The sequence below is a fragment of the Pseudomonas sp. C9D1 genome, assembly GCF_056491235.1.
On the sequence record NZ_JBSZIE010000002.1, the window covers coordinates 4,209,002 to 4,223,871 of the forward strand.

General features: G+C 59.7%; 23 protein-coding genes. 22 read left to right on the plus strand and 1 reads right to left on the minus strand.

The window, feature by feature from the left end; translation table 11 throughout:
* Positions 1–10: 10 nt before the first annotated feature.
* The 22 genes from rpsC to ACXI0U_RS27370 all read left to right on the plus strand — a co-directional run bounded on the left by rpsC (position 11) and on the right by ACXI0U_RS27370 (position 11,963).
* Positions 11–697, plus strand: a complete 687-nt coding sequence (gene rpsC, locus ACXI0U_RS27265; protein ID WP_016490536.1) for a 30S ribosomal protein S3 — start codon at positions 11–13, stop codon at positions 695–697.
* A gap of 12 nt (positions 698–709) precedes the next feature.
* Entirely contained in the window at positions 710–1,123 is a 414-nt protein-coding gene (gene rplP / locus ACXI0U_RS27270; RefSeq protein ID WP_021219596.1) for a 50S ribosomal protein L16, read from the plus strand.
* Entirely contained in the window at positions 1,123–1,314 is a 192-nt protein-coding gene (rpmC, locus tag ACXI0U_RS27275; protein WP_016490538.1) for a 50S ribosomal protein L29, read from the plus strand. The genes rplP and rpmC overlap by 1 nt, the downstream gene beginning before the upstream one ends.
* Positions 1,315–1,316: 2 nt before the next feature.
* Positions 1,317–1,583, plus strand: coding sequence for a 30S ribosomal protein S17 (gene rpsQ / locus ACXI0U_RS27280; protein ID WP_021219597.1), 267 nt, complete (start codon positions 1,317–1,319; stop codon positions 1,581–1,583).
* A 22-nt stretch (positions 1,584–1,605) separates the two neighbouring features.
* Positions 1,606–1,974 carry a 50S ribosomal protein L14 gene (gene rplN / locus ACXI0U_RS27285; RefSeq protein WP_003448734.1) on the plus strand — a complete coding sequence of 123 codons (369 nt, stop codon included), beginning with the start codon at positions 1,606–1,608 and terminating at the stop codon, positions 1,972–1,974.
* A gap of 12 nt (positions 1,975–1,986) precedes the next feature.
* Positions 1,987–2,301: a 50S ribosomal protein L24 gene (rplX, locus tag ACXI0U_RS27290; protein WP_021219598.1), complete on the plus strand. Its 315-nt coding sequence runs from the start codon at positions 1,987–1,989 to the stop codon at positions 2,299–2,301.
* Positions 2,302–2,321: 20 nt separating this feature from the next.
* The gene (gene rplE / locus ACXI0U_RS27295; RefSeq protein ID WP_021219599.1) at positions 2,322–2,861 is read left to right on the plus strand and encodes a 50S ribosomal protein L5; all 540 of its coding nucleotides are present in this window, start codon (positions 2,322–2,324) and stop codon (positions 2,859–2,861) included.
* 13 nt (positions 2,862–2,874) lie between these two features.
* Positions 2,875–3,180 (plus strand): 30S ribosomal protein S14, encoded by a 306-nt coding sequence (gene rpsN, locus ACXI0U_RS27300; RefSeq protein WP_021219600.1) that lies wholly within the window; start codon positions 2,875–2,877, stop codon positions 3,178–3,180.
* 192 nt (positions 3,181–3,372) lie between these two features.
* Positions 3,373–3,765 (plus strand): 30S ribosomal protein S8, encoded by a 393-nt coding sequence (gene rpsH / locus ACXI0U_RS27305; protein WP_021219601.1) that lies wholly within the window; start codon positions 3,373–3,375, stop codon positions 3,763–3,765.
* Between the two features lie 12 nt (positions 3,766–3,777).
* On the plus strand, positions 3,778–4,311 hold the full coding sequence (rplF, locus tag ACXI0U_RS27310) for a 50S ribosomal protein L6 (protein ID WP_021219602.1): 534 nt from the start codon (positions 3,778–3,780) through the stop codon (positions 4,309–4,311).
* Positions 4,312–4,321: 10 nt separating this feature from the next.
* Complete coding sequence (gene rplR / locus ACXI0U_RS27315; RefSeq protein ID WP_021219603.1) at positions 4,322–4,672, plus strand: 50S ribosomal protein L18; 351 nt, start codon at positions 4,322–4,324, stop codon at positions 4,670–4,672.
* 3 nt (positions 4,673–4,675) lie between these two features.
* The gene (rpsE, locus tag ACXI0U_RS27320) at positions 4,676–5,176 is read left to right on the plus strand and encodes a 30S ribosomal protein S5 (protein ID WP_021219604.1); all 501 of its coding nucleotides are present in this window, start codon (positions 4,676–4,678) and stop codon (positions 5,174–5,176) included.
* Positions 5,177–5,178: 2 nt separating this feature from the next.
* Complete coding sequence (gene rpmD / locus ACXI0U_RS27325) at positions 5,179–5,355, plus strand: 50S ribosomal protein L30 (protein WP_021219605.1); 177 nt, start codon at positions 5,179–5,181, stop codon at positions 5,353–5,355.
* 3 nt (positions 5,356–5,358) lie between these two features.
* Positions 5,359–5,793: a 50S ribosomal protein L15 gene (gene rplO / locus ACXI0U_RS27330; protein WP_021219606.1), complete on the plus strand. Its 435-nt coding sequence runs from the start codon at positions 5,359–5,361 to the stop codon at positions 5,791–5,793.
* Positions 5,794–7,122, plus strand: coding sequence for a preprotein translocase subunit SecY (gene secY, locus ACXI0U_RS27335; RefSeq protein ID WP_021219607.1), 1,329 nt, complete (start codon positions 5,794–5,796; stop codon positions 7,120–7,122).
* A gap of 30 nt (positions 7,123–7,152) precedes the next feature.
* On the plus strand, positions 7,153–7,269 hold the full coding sequence (gene rpmJ, locus ACXI0U_RS27340; protein ID WP_014854209.1) for a 50S ribosomal protein L36: 117 nt from the start codon (positions 7,153–7,155) through the stop codon (positions 7,267–7,269).
* 133 nt (positions 7,270–7,402) lie between these two features.
* Positions 7,403–7,759, plus strand: coding sequence for a 30S ribosomal protein S13 (rpsM, locus tag ACXI0U_RS27345; protein WP_021219608.1), 357 nt, complete (start codon positions 7,403–7,405; stop codon positions 7,757–7,759).
* Positions 7,760–7,789: 30 nt separating this feature from the next.
* Positions 7,790–8,179: a 30S ribosomal protein S11 gene (gene rpsK, locus ACXI0U_RS27350; protein WP_003093689.1), complete on the plus strand. Its 390-nt coding sequence runs from the start codon at positions 7,790–7,792 to the stop codon at positions 8,177–8,179.
* A 16-nt stretch (positions 8,180–8,195) separates the two neighbouring features.
* Positions 8,196–8,816 (plus strand): 30S ribosomal protein S4, encoded by a 621-nt coding sequence (rpsD, locus tag ACXI0U_RS27355; RefSeq protein WP_184492124.1) that lies wholly within the window; start codon positions 8,196–8,198, stop codon positions 8,814–8,816.
* A gap of 22 nt (positions 8,817–8,838) precedes the next feature.
* Entirely contained in the window at positions 8,839–9,840 is a 1,002-nt protein-coding gene (locus ACXI0U_RS27360) for a DNA-directed RNA polymerase subunit alpha (RefSeq protein WP_021219610.1), read from the plus strand.
* A gap of 42 nt (positions 9,841–9,882) precedes the next feature.
* Entirely contained in the window at positions 9,883–10,272 is a 390-nt protein-coding gene (rplQ, locus tag ACXI0U_RS27365; RefSeq protein WP_021219611.1) for a 50S ribosomal protein L17, read from the plus strand.
* A gap of 242 nt (positions 10,273–10,514) precedes the next feature.
* A complete protein-coding gene (locus tag ACXI0U_RS27370) occupies positions 10,515–11,963 on the plus strand; it encodes a catalase (protein WP_479551065.1) in 1,449 nt (482 codons plus the stop codon).
* Between the two features lie 68 nt (positions 11,964–12,031).
* On the opposite strand, the gene uvrA is transcribed toward ACXI0U_RS27370, so the two are convergent.
* Complete coding sequence (gene uvrA, locus ACXI0U_RS27375) at positions 12,032–14,866, minus strand: excinuclease ABC subunit UvrA (protein WP_263401591.1); 2,835 nt, start codon at positions 14,864–14,866, stop codon at positions 12,032–12,034.
* Between the last annotated feature and the right edge of the window lie 4 nt (positions 14,867–14,870).

Here is a 14,870-nt window from a genome sequence, read left to right on the forward strand (position 1 = left end):
AGTCGATCAGATGGGTCAGAAAGTACATCCCACTGGCATTCGCCTGGGAATCGTCAAGGAGCACACCTCCGTTTGGTACGCAGATAAGCGCACTTATGCCGACTATCTGTTTGCCGACCTGAAGGTTCGTGAGTACCTCCAAGACAAACTAAAAAGCGCGTCCGTAAGCCGTATCGATATTCATCGCCCGGCTCAAACCGCACGCATCACCATCCACACCGCTCGTCCCGGCATCGTGATCGGCAAGAAGGGTGAAGATGTTGAGAAGCTGCGTCAGGACCTGACCAAGCAAATGGGTGTGCCCGTGCACATCAACATCGAAGAGATCCGCAAGCCGGAGCTCGACGGTATGCTGGTTGCGCAGAGCGTAGCTCAGCAGCTGGAGCGTCGCGTTATGTTCCGTCGCGCCATGAAGCGCGCTGTACAGAACGCCATGCGCATTGGTGCCAAGGGCATCAAGATCCAGGTAAGCGGTCGTCTTGGCGGTGCTGAAATCGCTCGTACCGAATGGTACCGCGAAGGTCGTGTGCCCCTGCACACCCTGCGTGCCGACATCGACTATGCAACCTACGAAGCGCACACCACCTACGGTGTGATCGGTGTGAAGGTTTGGATCTTCAAAGGCGAGGTCATCGGTGGCCGCCAGGAAGAGCTCAAGCCCCAAGCGCCCGCTCCTCGTAAAAAAGCTGCTAAGTAAGGAGTACGCAAAATGCTGCAACCTAAGCGTACAAAATTCCGCAAGCAGATGACTGGTCACAACCGTGGCCTGGCTCAGCGCGGTAGCAAGGTCAGCTTCGGCGAATTCGCCCTGAAAGCTGTCGCTCGTGGTCGTCTCACTGCTCGTCAGATCGAGTCCGCACGTCGTGCGCTCACCCGTCACGTTAAACGTGGCGGCAAGATCTGGATCCGTGTGTTCCCCGACAAGCCCATCTCCAAAAAGCCTCTCGAGGTTCGTATGGGTAAAGGGAAGGGCGCCGTCGAGTACTGGGTAGCCCAGATTCAGCCGGGCAAAGTCCTGTACGAGATCGAGGGTGTTTCCGAAGAGCTGGCGCGTGAGGCATTCGCCCTGGCTGCTGCAAAGCTGCCGCTCGCCACCTCCTTTGTTAAGCGGACGGTGATGTGATGAAAGCGAATGAACTTCGTGAAAAATCCGTACAGCAGCTGAACGAGCAACTGCTCGGCCTGCTGCGCGACCAGTTCAACCTGCGTATGCAGAAAGCAACTGGCCAGTTGGGGCAGTCTCACCTGCTCTCGCAAGTGAAGCGCGACATCGCTCGCGTCAAGACTGTGCTGAACCAGCAGGCAGGTAAGTAATCATGGCTGAAGCTCAGAAAACTGTCCGTACGCTGACCGGTCGTGTCGTCAGCGACAAGATGGACAAAACCATCACCGTCCTGATCGAGCGCCGCGTAAAGCACCCGATCTACGGTAAATACGTGAAGCGCTCGACCAAGCTGCATGCTCACGACGAAACCAACCAGTGCCGTATCGGCGACAAGGTCACCATCCGCGAGACCCGTCCGCTGGCCAAGACCAAGTCCTGGGCACTGGTGGAAGTCGTAGAACGTGCCGTGGAAGTCTAAGGACTAAGGGTCGGAGAAAGATATGATTCAGACTCAATCCATGCTCGACGTCGCTGACAACAGCGGTGCTCGTCGCGTTATGTGCATCAAGGTCCTGGGTGGTTCGCACCGTCGTTATGCCGGTATCGGCGACATCATCAAGGTCACCGTCAAGGAAGCGATTCCGCGCGGCAAAGTGAAGAAAGGCCAGGTAATGACCGCTGTTGTGGTCCGTACCAAGCACGGCGTACGCCGTCCTGACGGCTCGATCATTCGCTTCGATGGCAACGCTGCTGTTCTGCTGAACAACAAGCAAGAGCCCATCGGTACCCGTATCTTCGGGCCCGTGACCCGTGAACTTCGTTCCGAGAAGTTCATGAAGATCGTCTCGCTCGCCCCCGAAGTGCTGTAAGGAGAAGCCGTCATGCAAAAGATTCGTCGTGACGACGAGATCATCGTCATCGCCGGCAAAGACAAGGGCAAGCGTGGCAAGGTGCTCAAGGTTCTCACTGACGACCGTCTGGTCGTTGGTGGGATCAACCTGGTGAAGCGCCACACCAAGCCGAACCCCATGTCCGGTGTACAGGGCGGTATCGTCGAGAAGGAGGCGCCTCTGCACGTCTCCAACGTCGCCATCTTCAATGCTGAAACCAACAAGGCTGATCGCGTTGGTTTCAAAGTAGAAGACGGTAAGAAAATTCGTGTCTTCAAGTCGACCCAAAAAGCGGTTGATGCTTGAGCACTGCTAGGTAGAAGACCATGGCACGACTAAAAGAGATTTATCGGAAAGAAATCGCGCCCAAGCTGAAAGAAGAGCTTCAGCTTTCCAACGTGATGGAAGTTCCGCGCATTACCAAGATCACCCTGAACATGGGTCTGGGCGAAGCGATCGGCGACAAGAAAGTCATCGAACACGCTGTAGCTGATCTTGAGAAGATCACCGGTCAGAAGGTCGTTGTGACCTACGCCAAGAAATCCGTTGCGGGCTTCAAGGTCCGTGAAGGTTGGCCGATCGGTGTCAAGGTAACCCTGCGTCGCGATCGTATGTACGAGTTCCTGGATCGTCTGCTGGCCATCTCCCTGCCGCGCGTGCGTGACTTCCGCGGCCTGAATGCCAAGTCCTTCGACGGTCGTGGCAACTACAGCATGGGCGTGAAAGAGCAGATCATCTTCCCGGAAATCGATTACGACAAAATCGATGCACTGCGCGGTCTGGACATTACCCTGACCACCACTGCCCGTAACGATGATGAAGGTCGTGCCCTGCTGCGCGCCTTCAACTTCCCGTTCCGCAACTGATTGGAGTAGGAACATGGCCAAACAGAGCATGAAGAACCGTGAGCTGAAGCGTCAGCAAACGGTTGCGAAGTTCGCTAAGAAGCGCGCTGAGCTGAAAGCTACCATTGCCAACCCGAACTCCACTCCGGAAGCTCGTTGGGAAGCCCAGGTAGCTCTGCAGAAGCAGCCCCGTGATGCAAGCGCCTCGCGCCTGCGTAACCGCTGCCGCATCACCGGTCGTCCGCACGGCGTTTACCGCAAGTTCGGCCTCGGCCGTAACAAGCTGCGTGAAGCTGCCATGCGTGGTGACGTTCCCGGCCTGGTCAAAGCCAGCTGGTAATGTCGCTCTGGATGTCGGGATGCAAGTCCCGGCCTCCGCCGAGTGGTATCAATCAAGCCCCTTTTGGGGCTTGATTCGTTTTTGATCAATCTCTAGAATATTCGGCTCGCCGGAGTCAGGCCTTGTTTGCCTGCGCTTTGTCGCGATTCTAGTCGCAAGGCTATTTCTTTTGTATTTAGGAGCAACTAGCCCATGAGTATGCAGGACCCGTTAGCGGACATGCTAACTCGTATCCGTAATGCCCAGATGGCTGAAAAGTCTGTCGTAAGCATGCCGTCCTCCAAACTGAAGGTGGCAGTGGCCAGCGTTCTCAAGAACGAAGGCTACATCACGGGATACCAGATCAGCAGTGACATCAAGCCTCTGCTGTCTATCGAGCTGAAGTACTTCGAAGGCCGTCCGGTCATCGAGGAACTCAAGCGCGTAAGTCGTCCTGGCCTGCGCCAGTACAAATCCGTCGATCAGCTGCCGAAAGTTCGTGGCGGCCTGGGCGTATCGATCGTTTCCACCAACAAAGGTGTGATGACTGATCGTGCTGCTCGCGCTGCTGGCGTTGGTGGCGAAGTGCTTTGCACTGTGTTCTAAGGGGGGATAAGCATGTCTCGCGTTGCTAAGAACCCCGTCAAGCTGCCCGCTGGCGTCGAAATCAAGATCGCCGGTCAGCAGCTTTCGGTGAAGGGTGCCAAGGGCGCTCTCGAACTGAACGTGCATCCGTCCGTGGAAGTTCTGCAGGAAGCTGGTGAGCTGCGTTTCGCTGCTCGCAACGGCGACCAACAGAACAGGGCCATGGCCGGTACCACCCGTGCGCTGGTCAACAACATGGTAGTCGGCGTCAGCCAAGGCTTCGAGCGCAAGCTGCAGCTGGTGGGCGTTGGTTACAAGGCGCAAGCCAAAGGTCAAGTGCTGTCCCTGGCTTTAGGCTTCTCGCACCCGGTGGATTACGAACTGCCGCAAGGCGTTACCGCCGAAACCCCCAGCCAGACCGATATCCTGATCAAAGGTATCGACAAACAGCTGGTTGGTCAGGTGGCGGCCGAGATTCGCGACTTCCGTCCGCCGGAGCCTTACAAAGGCAAAGGTGTGCGTTACGCCGACGAAGTCGTCCGTCGTAAAGAAGCTAAGAAGAAGTAGGGCATAGCAAATGAGCGTAAAGAAAGAAACTCGTCTGCGTCGCGCTCGCAAGGCACGCCTGAAAATGCGCGAGCTGGAAACCGTACGCCTCTGCGTGTATCGCTCTTCCCAGCACATCTACGCCCAGGTCATTTCGGCCGACGGCGCCAAGGTCCTGGCCACCGCCTCGACCCTGGACAAAGAACTGCGTGACGGCGCCACCGGCAACGTCGACGCGGCCAAGAAGGTTGGTCAGCTGGTTGCCGAGCGTGCGAAAGCAGCTGGTGTCACTCAGGTGGCGTTCGATCGTTCTGGCTTCAAGTACCACGGCCGCGTCAAGGCGCTGGCTGATGCTGCTCGTGAAGGCGGGCTGGAGTTCTAAGTTATGGCAAATAACGAGCAAAAGCGCGACGAAGGCTACATCGAGAAGTTGGTTCAGGTTAACCGCGTTGCCAAGACCGTTAAAGGCGGCCGTATCTTCACCTTCACCGCGCTGACCGTGGTAGGTGATGGTAAAGGTCGTGTTGGCTTCGGTCGCGGTAAGTCCCGCGAAGTGCCGGCCGCTATCCAGAAAGCGATGGAAGCAGCTCGCCGCAACATGATCCAGGTAGACCTGAACGGCACCACCCTGCAGTACCCCGTCAAGTCCGCTCATGGCGCCTCCAAGGTGTACATGCAGCCGGCTTCCGAAGGTACCGGTATCATCGCCGGCGGCGCCATGCGCGCTGTCCTGGAAGTGGCTGGTGTGCAGAACGTTCTGGCCAAATGCTACGGCTCGACCAATCCGGTGAACGTGGTTTACGCCACCTTCAAGGGGCTGAAGAACATGCAGTCCCCGGAGTCCGTTGCAGCCAAGCGTGGTAAGAGCGTCGAGGAGATTCTCTAATCATGGCAACTGTCAAAGTAACGCTGATCAAGAGCGTTAGCGGCCGTCTGGCTAACCACAAAGCTTGCGTCAAGGGTCTCGGCCTGCGTCGCATTGGTCACACCGTCGAAGTTCAGGACACCCCTGAAAATCGCGGCATGATCAACAAGGCTTACTACCTTCTGCGCGTCGAGGGTTAATCCATGAAACTGAACGATCTGCGTTCCGCGCCGGGTGCCCGTCGCGAGAAGCACCGTCCGGGCCGTGGTATCGGCAGCGGTTTGGGCAAGACTGGTGGCCGTGGTCACAAAGGTCAGACCTCCCGCTCCGGTGGCACCATCGCTCCGGGCTTCGAAGGCGGTCAACAGCCGCTGCATCGCCGTCTGCCGAAGTTCGGCTTCGTTTCCCTGAAAGCCATGGATCGCGCAGAAGTGCGCACTTCCGAACTGGCCAAGGTTGAAGGCGATGTCGTATCCCTGCAGTCGCTGAAGGATGCCAACGTGATTAACCAGAACGTACAGCGTGTGAAAATCATGCTGTCGGGCGACGTTACTCGCGCAGTCACCCTGAAAGGTATCGCCGCCACCAAAGGTGCGCGCGCGGCTATCGAAGCAGCTGGCGGTAAGTTCGAGGACTAAATGGCTAAGCAAGGTGCTCTCTCCGCGCTCAGCAATGGCGGGTTATCCGAGCTCTGGGCTCGACTGCGTTTCCTGTTCCTGGCGATCATCGTCTACCGGATTGGCGCGCACATTCCAGTGCCCGGGATAAACCCTGACCGGCTGGCCGAGCTGTTCCGGCAGAACGAGGGGACCATTCTTAGCCTGTTCAACATGTTTTCCGGCGGCGCGCTGGAGCGCATGAGCATTTTTGCACTGGGGATCATGCCGTACATCTCGGCGTCGATCATCATGCAGCTCATGACCGCTATCAGCCCGCAGCTGGAGCAGTTGAAGAAGGAAGGTGAAGCTGGCCGTCGCAAGATCAGCCAGTACACCCGCTACGGCACTGTAGTCCTGGCACTGGTGCAGGCAGTCGGCATGTCCGTCGGCCTCGCCAGTCAGGGCGTCGCTTTCTCGACTGATTTCGGCTTCTACTTCGTGGCTGTCACCACCTTCGTGGCTGGTGCGATGTTCATGATGTGGCTTGGCGAGCAGATCACCGAGCGCGGTGTCGGCAACGGTATCTCGATGCTGATTTTTGCAGGCATCGTGGCCGGTCTTCCGAGAGCGATAGGGCAGTCTTTCGAGTCTGCACGTCAGGGCGATATCAACATTTTCGCCCTCGTCGCCATCGGTTTGCTGGCGGTAGCGATCATCGGTTTCGTGGTGTTCATTGAGCGTGGTCAGCGTCGCATTGCGGTGCACTACGCCAAGCGTCAGCAGGGCCGCAAGGTCTTCGCTGCGCAGACCAGCCACCTGCCGCTGAAGGTGAACATGGCGGGCGTAATCCCGGCCATTTTCGCCAGCAGCATCCTGCTGTTCCCGGCTTCGCTGGGAGCCTGGTTCGGTCAGTCCGAAAAAATGGGCTGGCTCCAGGACCTGTCGCAGGCGATCGCCCCCGGTCAGCCGTTGAACATTCTGCTGTTTAGTGCAGGGATCGTTTTCTTCTGCTTCTTCTACACAGCGCTGATGTTCAACCCGAAAGACGTGGCGGAGAACCTGAAGAAGTCCGGTGCCTTTATTCCGGGTATCCGTCCGGGTGAGCAGTCTGCACGCTATATCGATGGCGTACTGACCCGCTTGACCATGTTCGGTGCTCTGTACATGACGGCTGTTTGCCTGCTTCCCCAGTTCCTTGTGGTTGCAGCCAACGTTCCGTTCTACCTTGGCGGGACCTCGTTGCTGATCGTTGTCGTGGTTGTTATGGACTTTATGGCCCAAGTACAATCCCACCTCGTTTCGCACCAGTACGAATCCCTGATGAAGAAAGCCAACCTGAAGGGCTACGGCGGCGGAATGCTCCGCTGACCCGGTTCCGTAAGGTTCTAGGAGTTACTGATGAAAGTTCGTGCATCGGTGAAAAAGCTGTGCCGTAACTGCAAGATCGTTCGCCGCGAAGGTGTTGTTCGCGTGATCTGCAGCGCGGAACCGCGTCACAAACAGCGCCAAGGCTGAGTGTGATTCACGCGTTATGAGCCCGGCAGCTAGTGCGCTGCCGGGTTGATTATTCGTTTCTACAGCGTTAATATCGCGCGCCCTATTTCTTGGCTTCCGGGGCGTAGGTAGCTGTCAACTGGAGTTTCACTGAATGGCCCGTATTGCAGGCGTCAACATTCCAGATAACAAGCACACTGTTATCTCGCTGACCTACATCTACGGTGTTGGTCGCACCACTGCACAGAGCATCTGTGCAACCACCGGCGTAAATCCGGCGGTAAAGATCAAGGATCTCTCCGACGAGCAGATCGAACAGCTGCGTGGCGAAGTCGCGAAGCTCACCACTGAAGGTGACCTGCGTCGCGAAATCAACATGAACATCAAGCGTCTGATGGACCTGGGTTGCTACCGCGGCCTGCGTCACCGTCGTGGCCTGCCTGTTCATGGCCAACGTACCAAGACCAACGCGCGTACCCGTAAGGGCCCGCGTAAGCCGATCCGCAAGTAATTGCGCCCGCGAATCGACAGGAACTAAGTCATGGCTAAGCCTGCTGCTCGTCCCCGTAAGAAAGTCAAAAAGACAGTGGTTGATGGGATCGCCCACATCCACGCGTCTTTCAACAACACCATCGTGACCATCACTGACCGTCAAGGTAACGCCCTGTCCTGGGCCACCTCCGGTGGTTCTGGTTTCCGCGGCTCCCGTAAAAGCACTCCGTTCGCTGCCCAGGTAGCTGCTGAGCGTGCTGGTCAAGCTGCCCTCGAATACGGCCTCAAGAACCTCGACGTCAACGTCAAGGGTCCGGGTCCGGGTCGCGAATCCGCCGTGCGTGCTCTGAACGCCTGCGGCTACAAGATTGCCAGCATCACCGACGTGACGCCGATCCCGCATAACGGGTGCCGTCCGCCGAAGAAGCGTCGCGTGTAATAGGAGACAGTGAGAAATGGCTCGTTACATTGGTCCCAAATGCAAACTGTCCCGTCGTGAAGGTACTGACCTCTTCCTGAAGAGTGGTGCCCGCGCGCTCGAATCCAAGTGCAACATCGAATCGGCTCCTGGCCAGCACGGCGCTCGCCGTGGTCGCCTGTCCGACTACGGTACTCAGCTGCGCGAGAAGCAGAAAGTACGTCGTATCTACGGTGTTCTGGAGCGTCAGTTCAGCGGTTACTACAAGGAAGCTGCCAGCCGTAAGGGCGCTACCGGTGAGAACCTGCTGCAACTTCTCGAGTGCCGTCTGGACAACGTCGTATACCGCATGGGCTTTGGTGCTACCCGCTCCGAATCCCGTCAGTTGGTATCGCACAAAGCCATCAGCGTGAATGGTCAGACCGTCAACGTACCGTCTTTCCAAGTCAAAGCCGGTGACGTGGTAGCAATTCGCGAGAAGTCGAAGAATCAGCTGCGTATCGTTCAAGCCCTTGAACTGTGCGCCCAACGCGGTCGCGTTGAGTGGGTTGAAGTCGACAGCGAGAAGAAGTCCGGCGTGTTCAAAAGCGTTCCGGCACGTGCTGATCTGTCCGCCGACATCAACGAAAACCTGATTGTCGAGCTCTACTCCAAGTAAGGGCTAGAAAATAGGTGCATCCATGCAGAGTTCGGTAAATGAGTTCCTGACCCCCCGCCACATTGATGTGCAGGTGGTCAGTCCGACCCGCGCCAAGATCACGCTCGAGCCTCTCGAGCGCGGTTTCGGCCATACCCTGGGCAACGCGCTGCGTCGCATCCTGTTGTCCTCCATGCCTGGCTGTGCAGTAGTCGAGGCCGAAATCGACGGCGTACTCCATGAGTACAGTGCCATCGAAGGTGTTCAGGAAGATGTCATCGAAATCCTGCTCAACCTGAAAGGTCTGGCTGTCAAGCTGCACGGTCGTGACGAAGTAACGCTGAACCTGGTCAAGAAGGGTTCGGGCGTGGTCACTGCTGCCGATATTCAGCTGGATCATGATGTCGAGATCGTCAATGGCGACCACGTGATCGCTAACCTGGCGGAAAACGGCGCACTGAACATGAAGCTCAAAGTGGCTCGTGGTCGCGGCTATGAGCCGGCTGACGCGCGCCAGAGCGATGAAGACGAGAGCCGCAGCATTGGTCGCTTGCAGCTCGACTCTTCGTTCAGCCCGGTCCGTCGTGTTGCTTACGTGGTGGAAAACGCCCGTGTCGAGCAGCGTACCAACCTGGACAAGCTGGTCATTGATCTGGAAACCAACGGTACCCTGGATCCTGAAGAGGCCATCCGTCGTGCCGCTACCATCCTGCAACAGCAGCTGGCAGCGTTCGTCGACCTCAAAGGTGATAGCGAGCCCGTAGTAGTCGAGCAGGAAGACGAGATCGATCCGATCCTGCTGCGCCCGGTTGATGATCTTGAGCTGACCGTACGTTCGGCCAACTGCCTCAAGGCGGAGAACATTTACTACATCGGTGATCTGATTCAGCGCACCGAAGTAGAACTGTTGAAGACTCCGAACCTGGGCAAGAAGTCCCTGACCGAGATCAAGGACGTCCTGGCCTCCCGTGGTCTGTCCCTCGGTATGCGCCTCGACAACTGGCCGCCGGCAAGTCTTAAGAAGGACGACAAGGCGACTGCCTGATCGTCGTAATCACCGAACGTGAGTTTGGTAAGGAATTGAACCATGCGTCATCGTAAAAGTGGCCGTCACCTCAGCCGCACCAGCGCACACCGCAAGGCCATGTTCCAGAACATGGCGGTTTCGCTGTTCGAGCACGAACTGATCAAAACCACCCTGCCGAAAGCCAAGGAACTGCGCCGCGTTGCCGAGCCGCTGATCACCCTGGCCAAGGAAGACAGCGTTGCCAACCGTCGTCTGGCCTTCGACCGCACTCGTTCGAAAGCCATCGTTGGCAAACTGTTCAACGATCTGGGCAAGCGCTACGCCAACCGTCAGGGCGGCTACCTGCGCATCCTGAAGTGCGGTTTCCGCGCTGGCGACAACGCTCCGATGGCCTACGTTGAGCTGATCGACCGTCCGGTCGGCGGCGCAGCAGTAGAAGCTGCCGAGTAAGTCGTACGCTACAAGAGAAAACCGGGCCTAGTGCCCGGTTTTTTCGTTTCAGTCCTATGGTTTTCTTCTCTTCGCATCCTGCCTGGAAGTGCTTCGGAGCCTCGTTGGAAATAATCAATTCGGGCCTACACGTCGAAAGATAATATCTATCGATCGCTTTCCCTTAATGCATTGGCTCTGCATCGCCGGCTGCTTCATCCTGTTCCTCGTTGGCTAGTAACTATCCGTGAGGAAGCAAGATGATGGACAAGAAGACCTACCTGACCACCGCCTCTGGCGCCCCTGTCGCCGACAACCAGAATTCCCGTTCTGCCGGCCCCCGAGGCCCGCTGCTGCTCGACGATTTCCACCTGATCGAGAAGCTCGCCCACTTCAACCGCGAGAACATCCCCGAGCGTCGCGTTCACGCCAAGGGATCGGGTGCCTACGGCACCTTCACCGTCACTCGTGACATCACCCGCTACACCAGCGCCAAGCTATTCGACGCCGTCGGCAAGCAGACGCCAACCTTCTTGCGTTTCTCCACCGTGGGTGGCGAACGCGGCTCGGCAGACACCGAACGCGACCCGCGCGGCTTCGCCCTGAAGTTCTATACCGAAGAGGGCAACTGGGACATCGTCGGAAACAACACCCCGGTGTTCTTCATCCGCGACCCGCTGAAATTCCCCGACTTTATCCACACCCAGAAGCGCCTGCCGCAAAGCAACCTGAAGAGCGCGCAGATGATGTGGGACTTCTGGTCGCATTCGCCCGAGGCGCTGCACCAGATCACCATCCTGTTCTCCGATCGCGGCATCCCGGATGGCTACCGTCACATGCACGGCTTCGGCAGCCACACCTACAGCCTGGTCAACGCCCAGGGAGAGCGCCACTGGGTCAAATGGCACTACAAGACCCAGCAGGGCATCAAGAACCTGGCGCCGGCCGAAGCGGCCCGCCTGGCCGGGACCGATCCGGATTACGCCCAGCGCGACCTGTTCAACGCCATCGAGCGCGGTGAGTTTCCCAAGTGGAGCGTGTGCATCCAGATCATGAGCGAGGCCCAGGCCGAAGCGCACCACGAGAACCCCTTCGATGTGACCAAGACCTGGTCGCAGAAGGAGTTCCCGCTGATCGAGGTGGGTGAGCTCGAGCTCAACCGCAATCCGCTGAACTACTTCGCCGAGGTCGAGCAGGCCACCTTCGGGCCGAGCAACATGATTCCGGGCGTCGGCCTGTCGCCGGACCGTATGCTGCAGGGCCGCGTATTCGCCTACGCCGATGCGCACCGCTACCGCGTGGGCACCAACCACCAGCAACTGCCGGTGAACGCGCCGCGCTCGCCGGTCAACAGCTACCAGCGCGATGGCGCCATGGCGTTCGGCAGCAATGGTGGCGCTGCGCCCAACTACGAGCCCAACAGCTACGCGAATGCCCCCAAGCAGGCACCGCAGTACGCCGAGCCGCCGCTGCAGTTGAGTGGTGCCGCGGCCCGTCACGATCATCGTGAGGACAGCGACTACTACAGCCATGCCGGCGCGCTGTTCCGCCTGATGAGCGCCGAGCAAAAGGCGTTGCTGATCAGCAACATCGCCGGCGCCATGGCCGGTGTCACCGAGGATGTGGTGCAGCGCCAGCTGCAGTACTTCTTCAAGGCCGACCCGGCCTACGGCGAAGGCATCGCCAAGGCGCTGGGCGTCCAGCTCGGCTAACCCTTCACCGGGCATGAAAAAGCCCCTGTCACCTCGCGGTGGCAGGGGCTTTTCATTGTGCGCTGGACTCAGGCGCGATCACGCTCCAGCAGCGGCTTGAGGAAGTGCCCGGTGTGGGACTGCTTCATCTTCGCCACGTCTTCCGGCGTACCGGTGGCGATGATCTGGCCACCTTTGGAGCCGCCCTCGGGACCCAGGTCCACCAGCCAGTCGGCGGTCTTGATCACATCCAGGTTGTGCTCGATGACCACCACGGTGTTGCCGTGGTCACGCAGGCGGTGCAGCACATCGAGCAACTGCTGGATATCCGCAAAGTGCAGGCCCGTGGTCGGCTCGTCGAGGATGTACAGCGTCTTGCCGGTGTCGCGCTTGGACAGCTCGCGGGACAGCTTCACCCGCTGTGCCTCGCCGCCGGACAGGGTGGTCGCCGACTGCCCGAGGCGGATGTAGGACAGGCCCACGTCCATCAGCGTCTGCAGCTTGCGCGCGATGGCCGGCACGGCATCGAAGAACTCCCGCGCTTCTTCGATGGTCATGTCCAGCACCTCGGTGATGCTCTTACCCTTGTAGCGCACCTCCAGGGTCTCGCGGTTGTAGCGCTTGCCCTTGCACACGTCGCAGGGCACGTAGATGTCCGGCAGGAAGTGCATCTCCACCTTGATCACACCGTCGCCCTGGCAGGCCTCGCAGCGGCCGCCCTTCACGTTGAAGGAGAAGCGCCCCGGCCCATAGCCACGGGAGCGCGACTCCGCCACACCGGAGAACAGCTCGCGGATCGGCGTGAACAGCCCGGTATAGGTCGCCGGGTTGGAGCGCGGGGTGCGGCCGATCGGGCTCTGGTCGATGTCCACCACCTTGTCCAGGTGCTGCAGCCCGTCGAAGCTGTCGTGGGGTGCCGCCTCCAGCGTGGTCGCGCCATTCAGTGCGGTGGCGGTGATGGGGAACAGGGTGTTGTTGATCAGCGTCGACTTGCCCGAGCCCGACACGCCGGTGATGCAGGTCAGCAGCCCGACCGGTATCTCCAGGTTGACGTTCTGCAGGTTGTTGCCGCGGGCACCTTTGAGCAGCAGCGACTTCTTTTTGTCGCGCGGGGTGCGCTTGGCCGGCACGGCGATCTTCACCCGGCCGGAGAGGTACTTGCCGGTCAGCGAGTCGGGGTGCGACATCACCTCGTCCGGGGTGCCCTCGGCGACCACGCGGCCACCGTGCACGCCGGCGCCCGGGCCGATGTCCACCACGTAGTCGGCGAGGCGGATGGCATCCTCGTCGTGCTCGACCACGATCACCGTATTGCCGATGTTGCGCAGGTGGGTGAGGGTGGCCAGCAGGCGCTCGTTGTCCCGCTGGTGCAGGCCGATGGAGGGCTCGTCGAGGATGTACATCACGCCCACCAGGCCCGCACCGATCTGGCTGGCCAGGCGGATACGCTGCGCCTCGCCACCGGAAAGGGTGTCGGCGCTGCGGTCCAGGGTCAGGTAGTCGAGGCCGACGTTGACCAGGAACTGCAAGCGCTCGCGGATCTCCTTGAGAATCTTGTCGGCGATCTCGCCTTTGCGGCCGGGCAGGCTCAGCTCGCCGAAGTAGTCGGCGGCATCGCCCACCGGCAGGCCGGTGACCGCCGGCAGGGTTTTCTCGCCCACCCACACATGGCGCGCTTCGCGGCGCAGACGGGTACCCCGGCAGTCCGGGCAGGGCTGGGTGCTGAGGAACTTGGCCAGCTCCTCGCGCACGGTGTTCGATTCGGTCTCGCGGTAGCGACGTTCCAGGTTGGGGATGATCCCCTCGAACGGGTGCGAGCGCTTGACGATGTCGCCACGGTCATTGAGGTAGCGGAAGTCCACGTCCTCGCGGCCGCTGCCGAAGAGGATCGCCTTCTGGTCCTCGGCCGGCAGTTCGTCGAAGGGCTTCTCCAGGCTGAAGCCGTAGTGCGCGGCCAGGGAGCCGAGCATCTGGAAGTAATAGACGTTGCGCCGGTCCCAGCCGCGAATCGCGCCCTCGGCCAGGGTCAGCTCGCCGTTGACCAGGCGCTTGGCGTCGAAGAACTGCTTCACCCCCAAGCCGTCGCAGGTGGGGCAGGCGCCGGCCGGGTTGTTGAAGGAGAACAGCTTGGGCTCGAGCTCGCTGATGGAGTGGCCGCAATGGGGGCAGGCGAAGCGTGCGGAGAAGATGATCTCATCGCCCGGCTCGTCGTCCATCGGCGCCACCAGGGCGATGCCGTCGGCCAGGTTGATCGCCGTCTCGAAGGATTCCGCCAGGCGCTGCTGCAGGTCGGCGCGGACCTTGAAGCGGTCCACCACCACATCGATGGAGTGCTTCTTCTGTTTGTCCAGCTTGGGCAGCTCGTCCATCTCGTAGATGCGGCCGTTGACCCGGGCCCGCACGAAGCCCTGGGCGCGCAGCTCGTCGAATACCGCCAGGTGCTCGCCCTTGCGCTCGCGGATCACCGGTGCCAGCAGCATCAGCTTGCGGCCCTCGGGCATCGCCAGCACCTGGTCGACCATCTGGCTCACGGTCTGCGCTTCCAGCGGCACGTCATGGTCCGGGCAGCGCGGCGTCCCCGCACGGGCATAGAGCAGGCGCAGGTAATCGTAGATCTCGGTGATGGTGCCCACGGTGGAGCGCGGGTTGTGCGACGTGGACTTCTGCTCGATGGAGATGGCCGGCGACAGCCCTTCGATGGTGTCGACATCGGGCTTTTCCATCATCGACAGGAACTGCCGGGCATAGGCCGACAGCGACTCCACGTAGCGGCGCTGGCCCTCGGCGTAGAGGGTGTCGAAGGCCAGGGAGGATTTGCCGGAACCGGACAGGCCGGTGATCACGATCAGCTTGTCGCGCGGCAGGGTGAGATCGACGTTCTTCAGGTTATGGGTACGGGCCCCACGGATCAGGATCTTGTCCACTGCT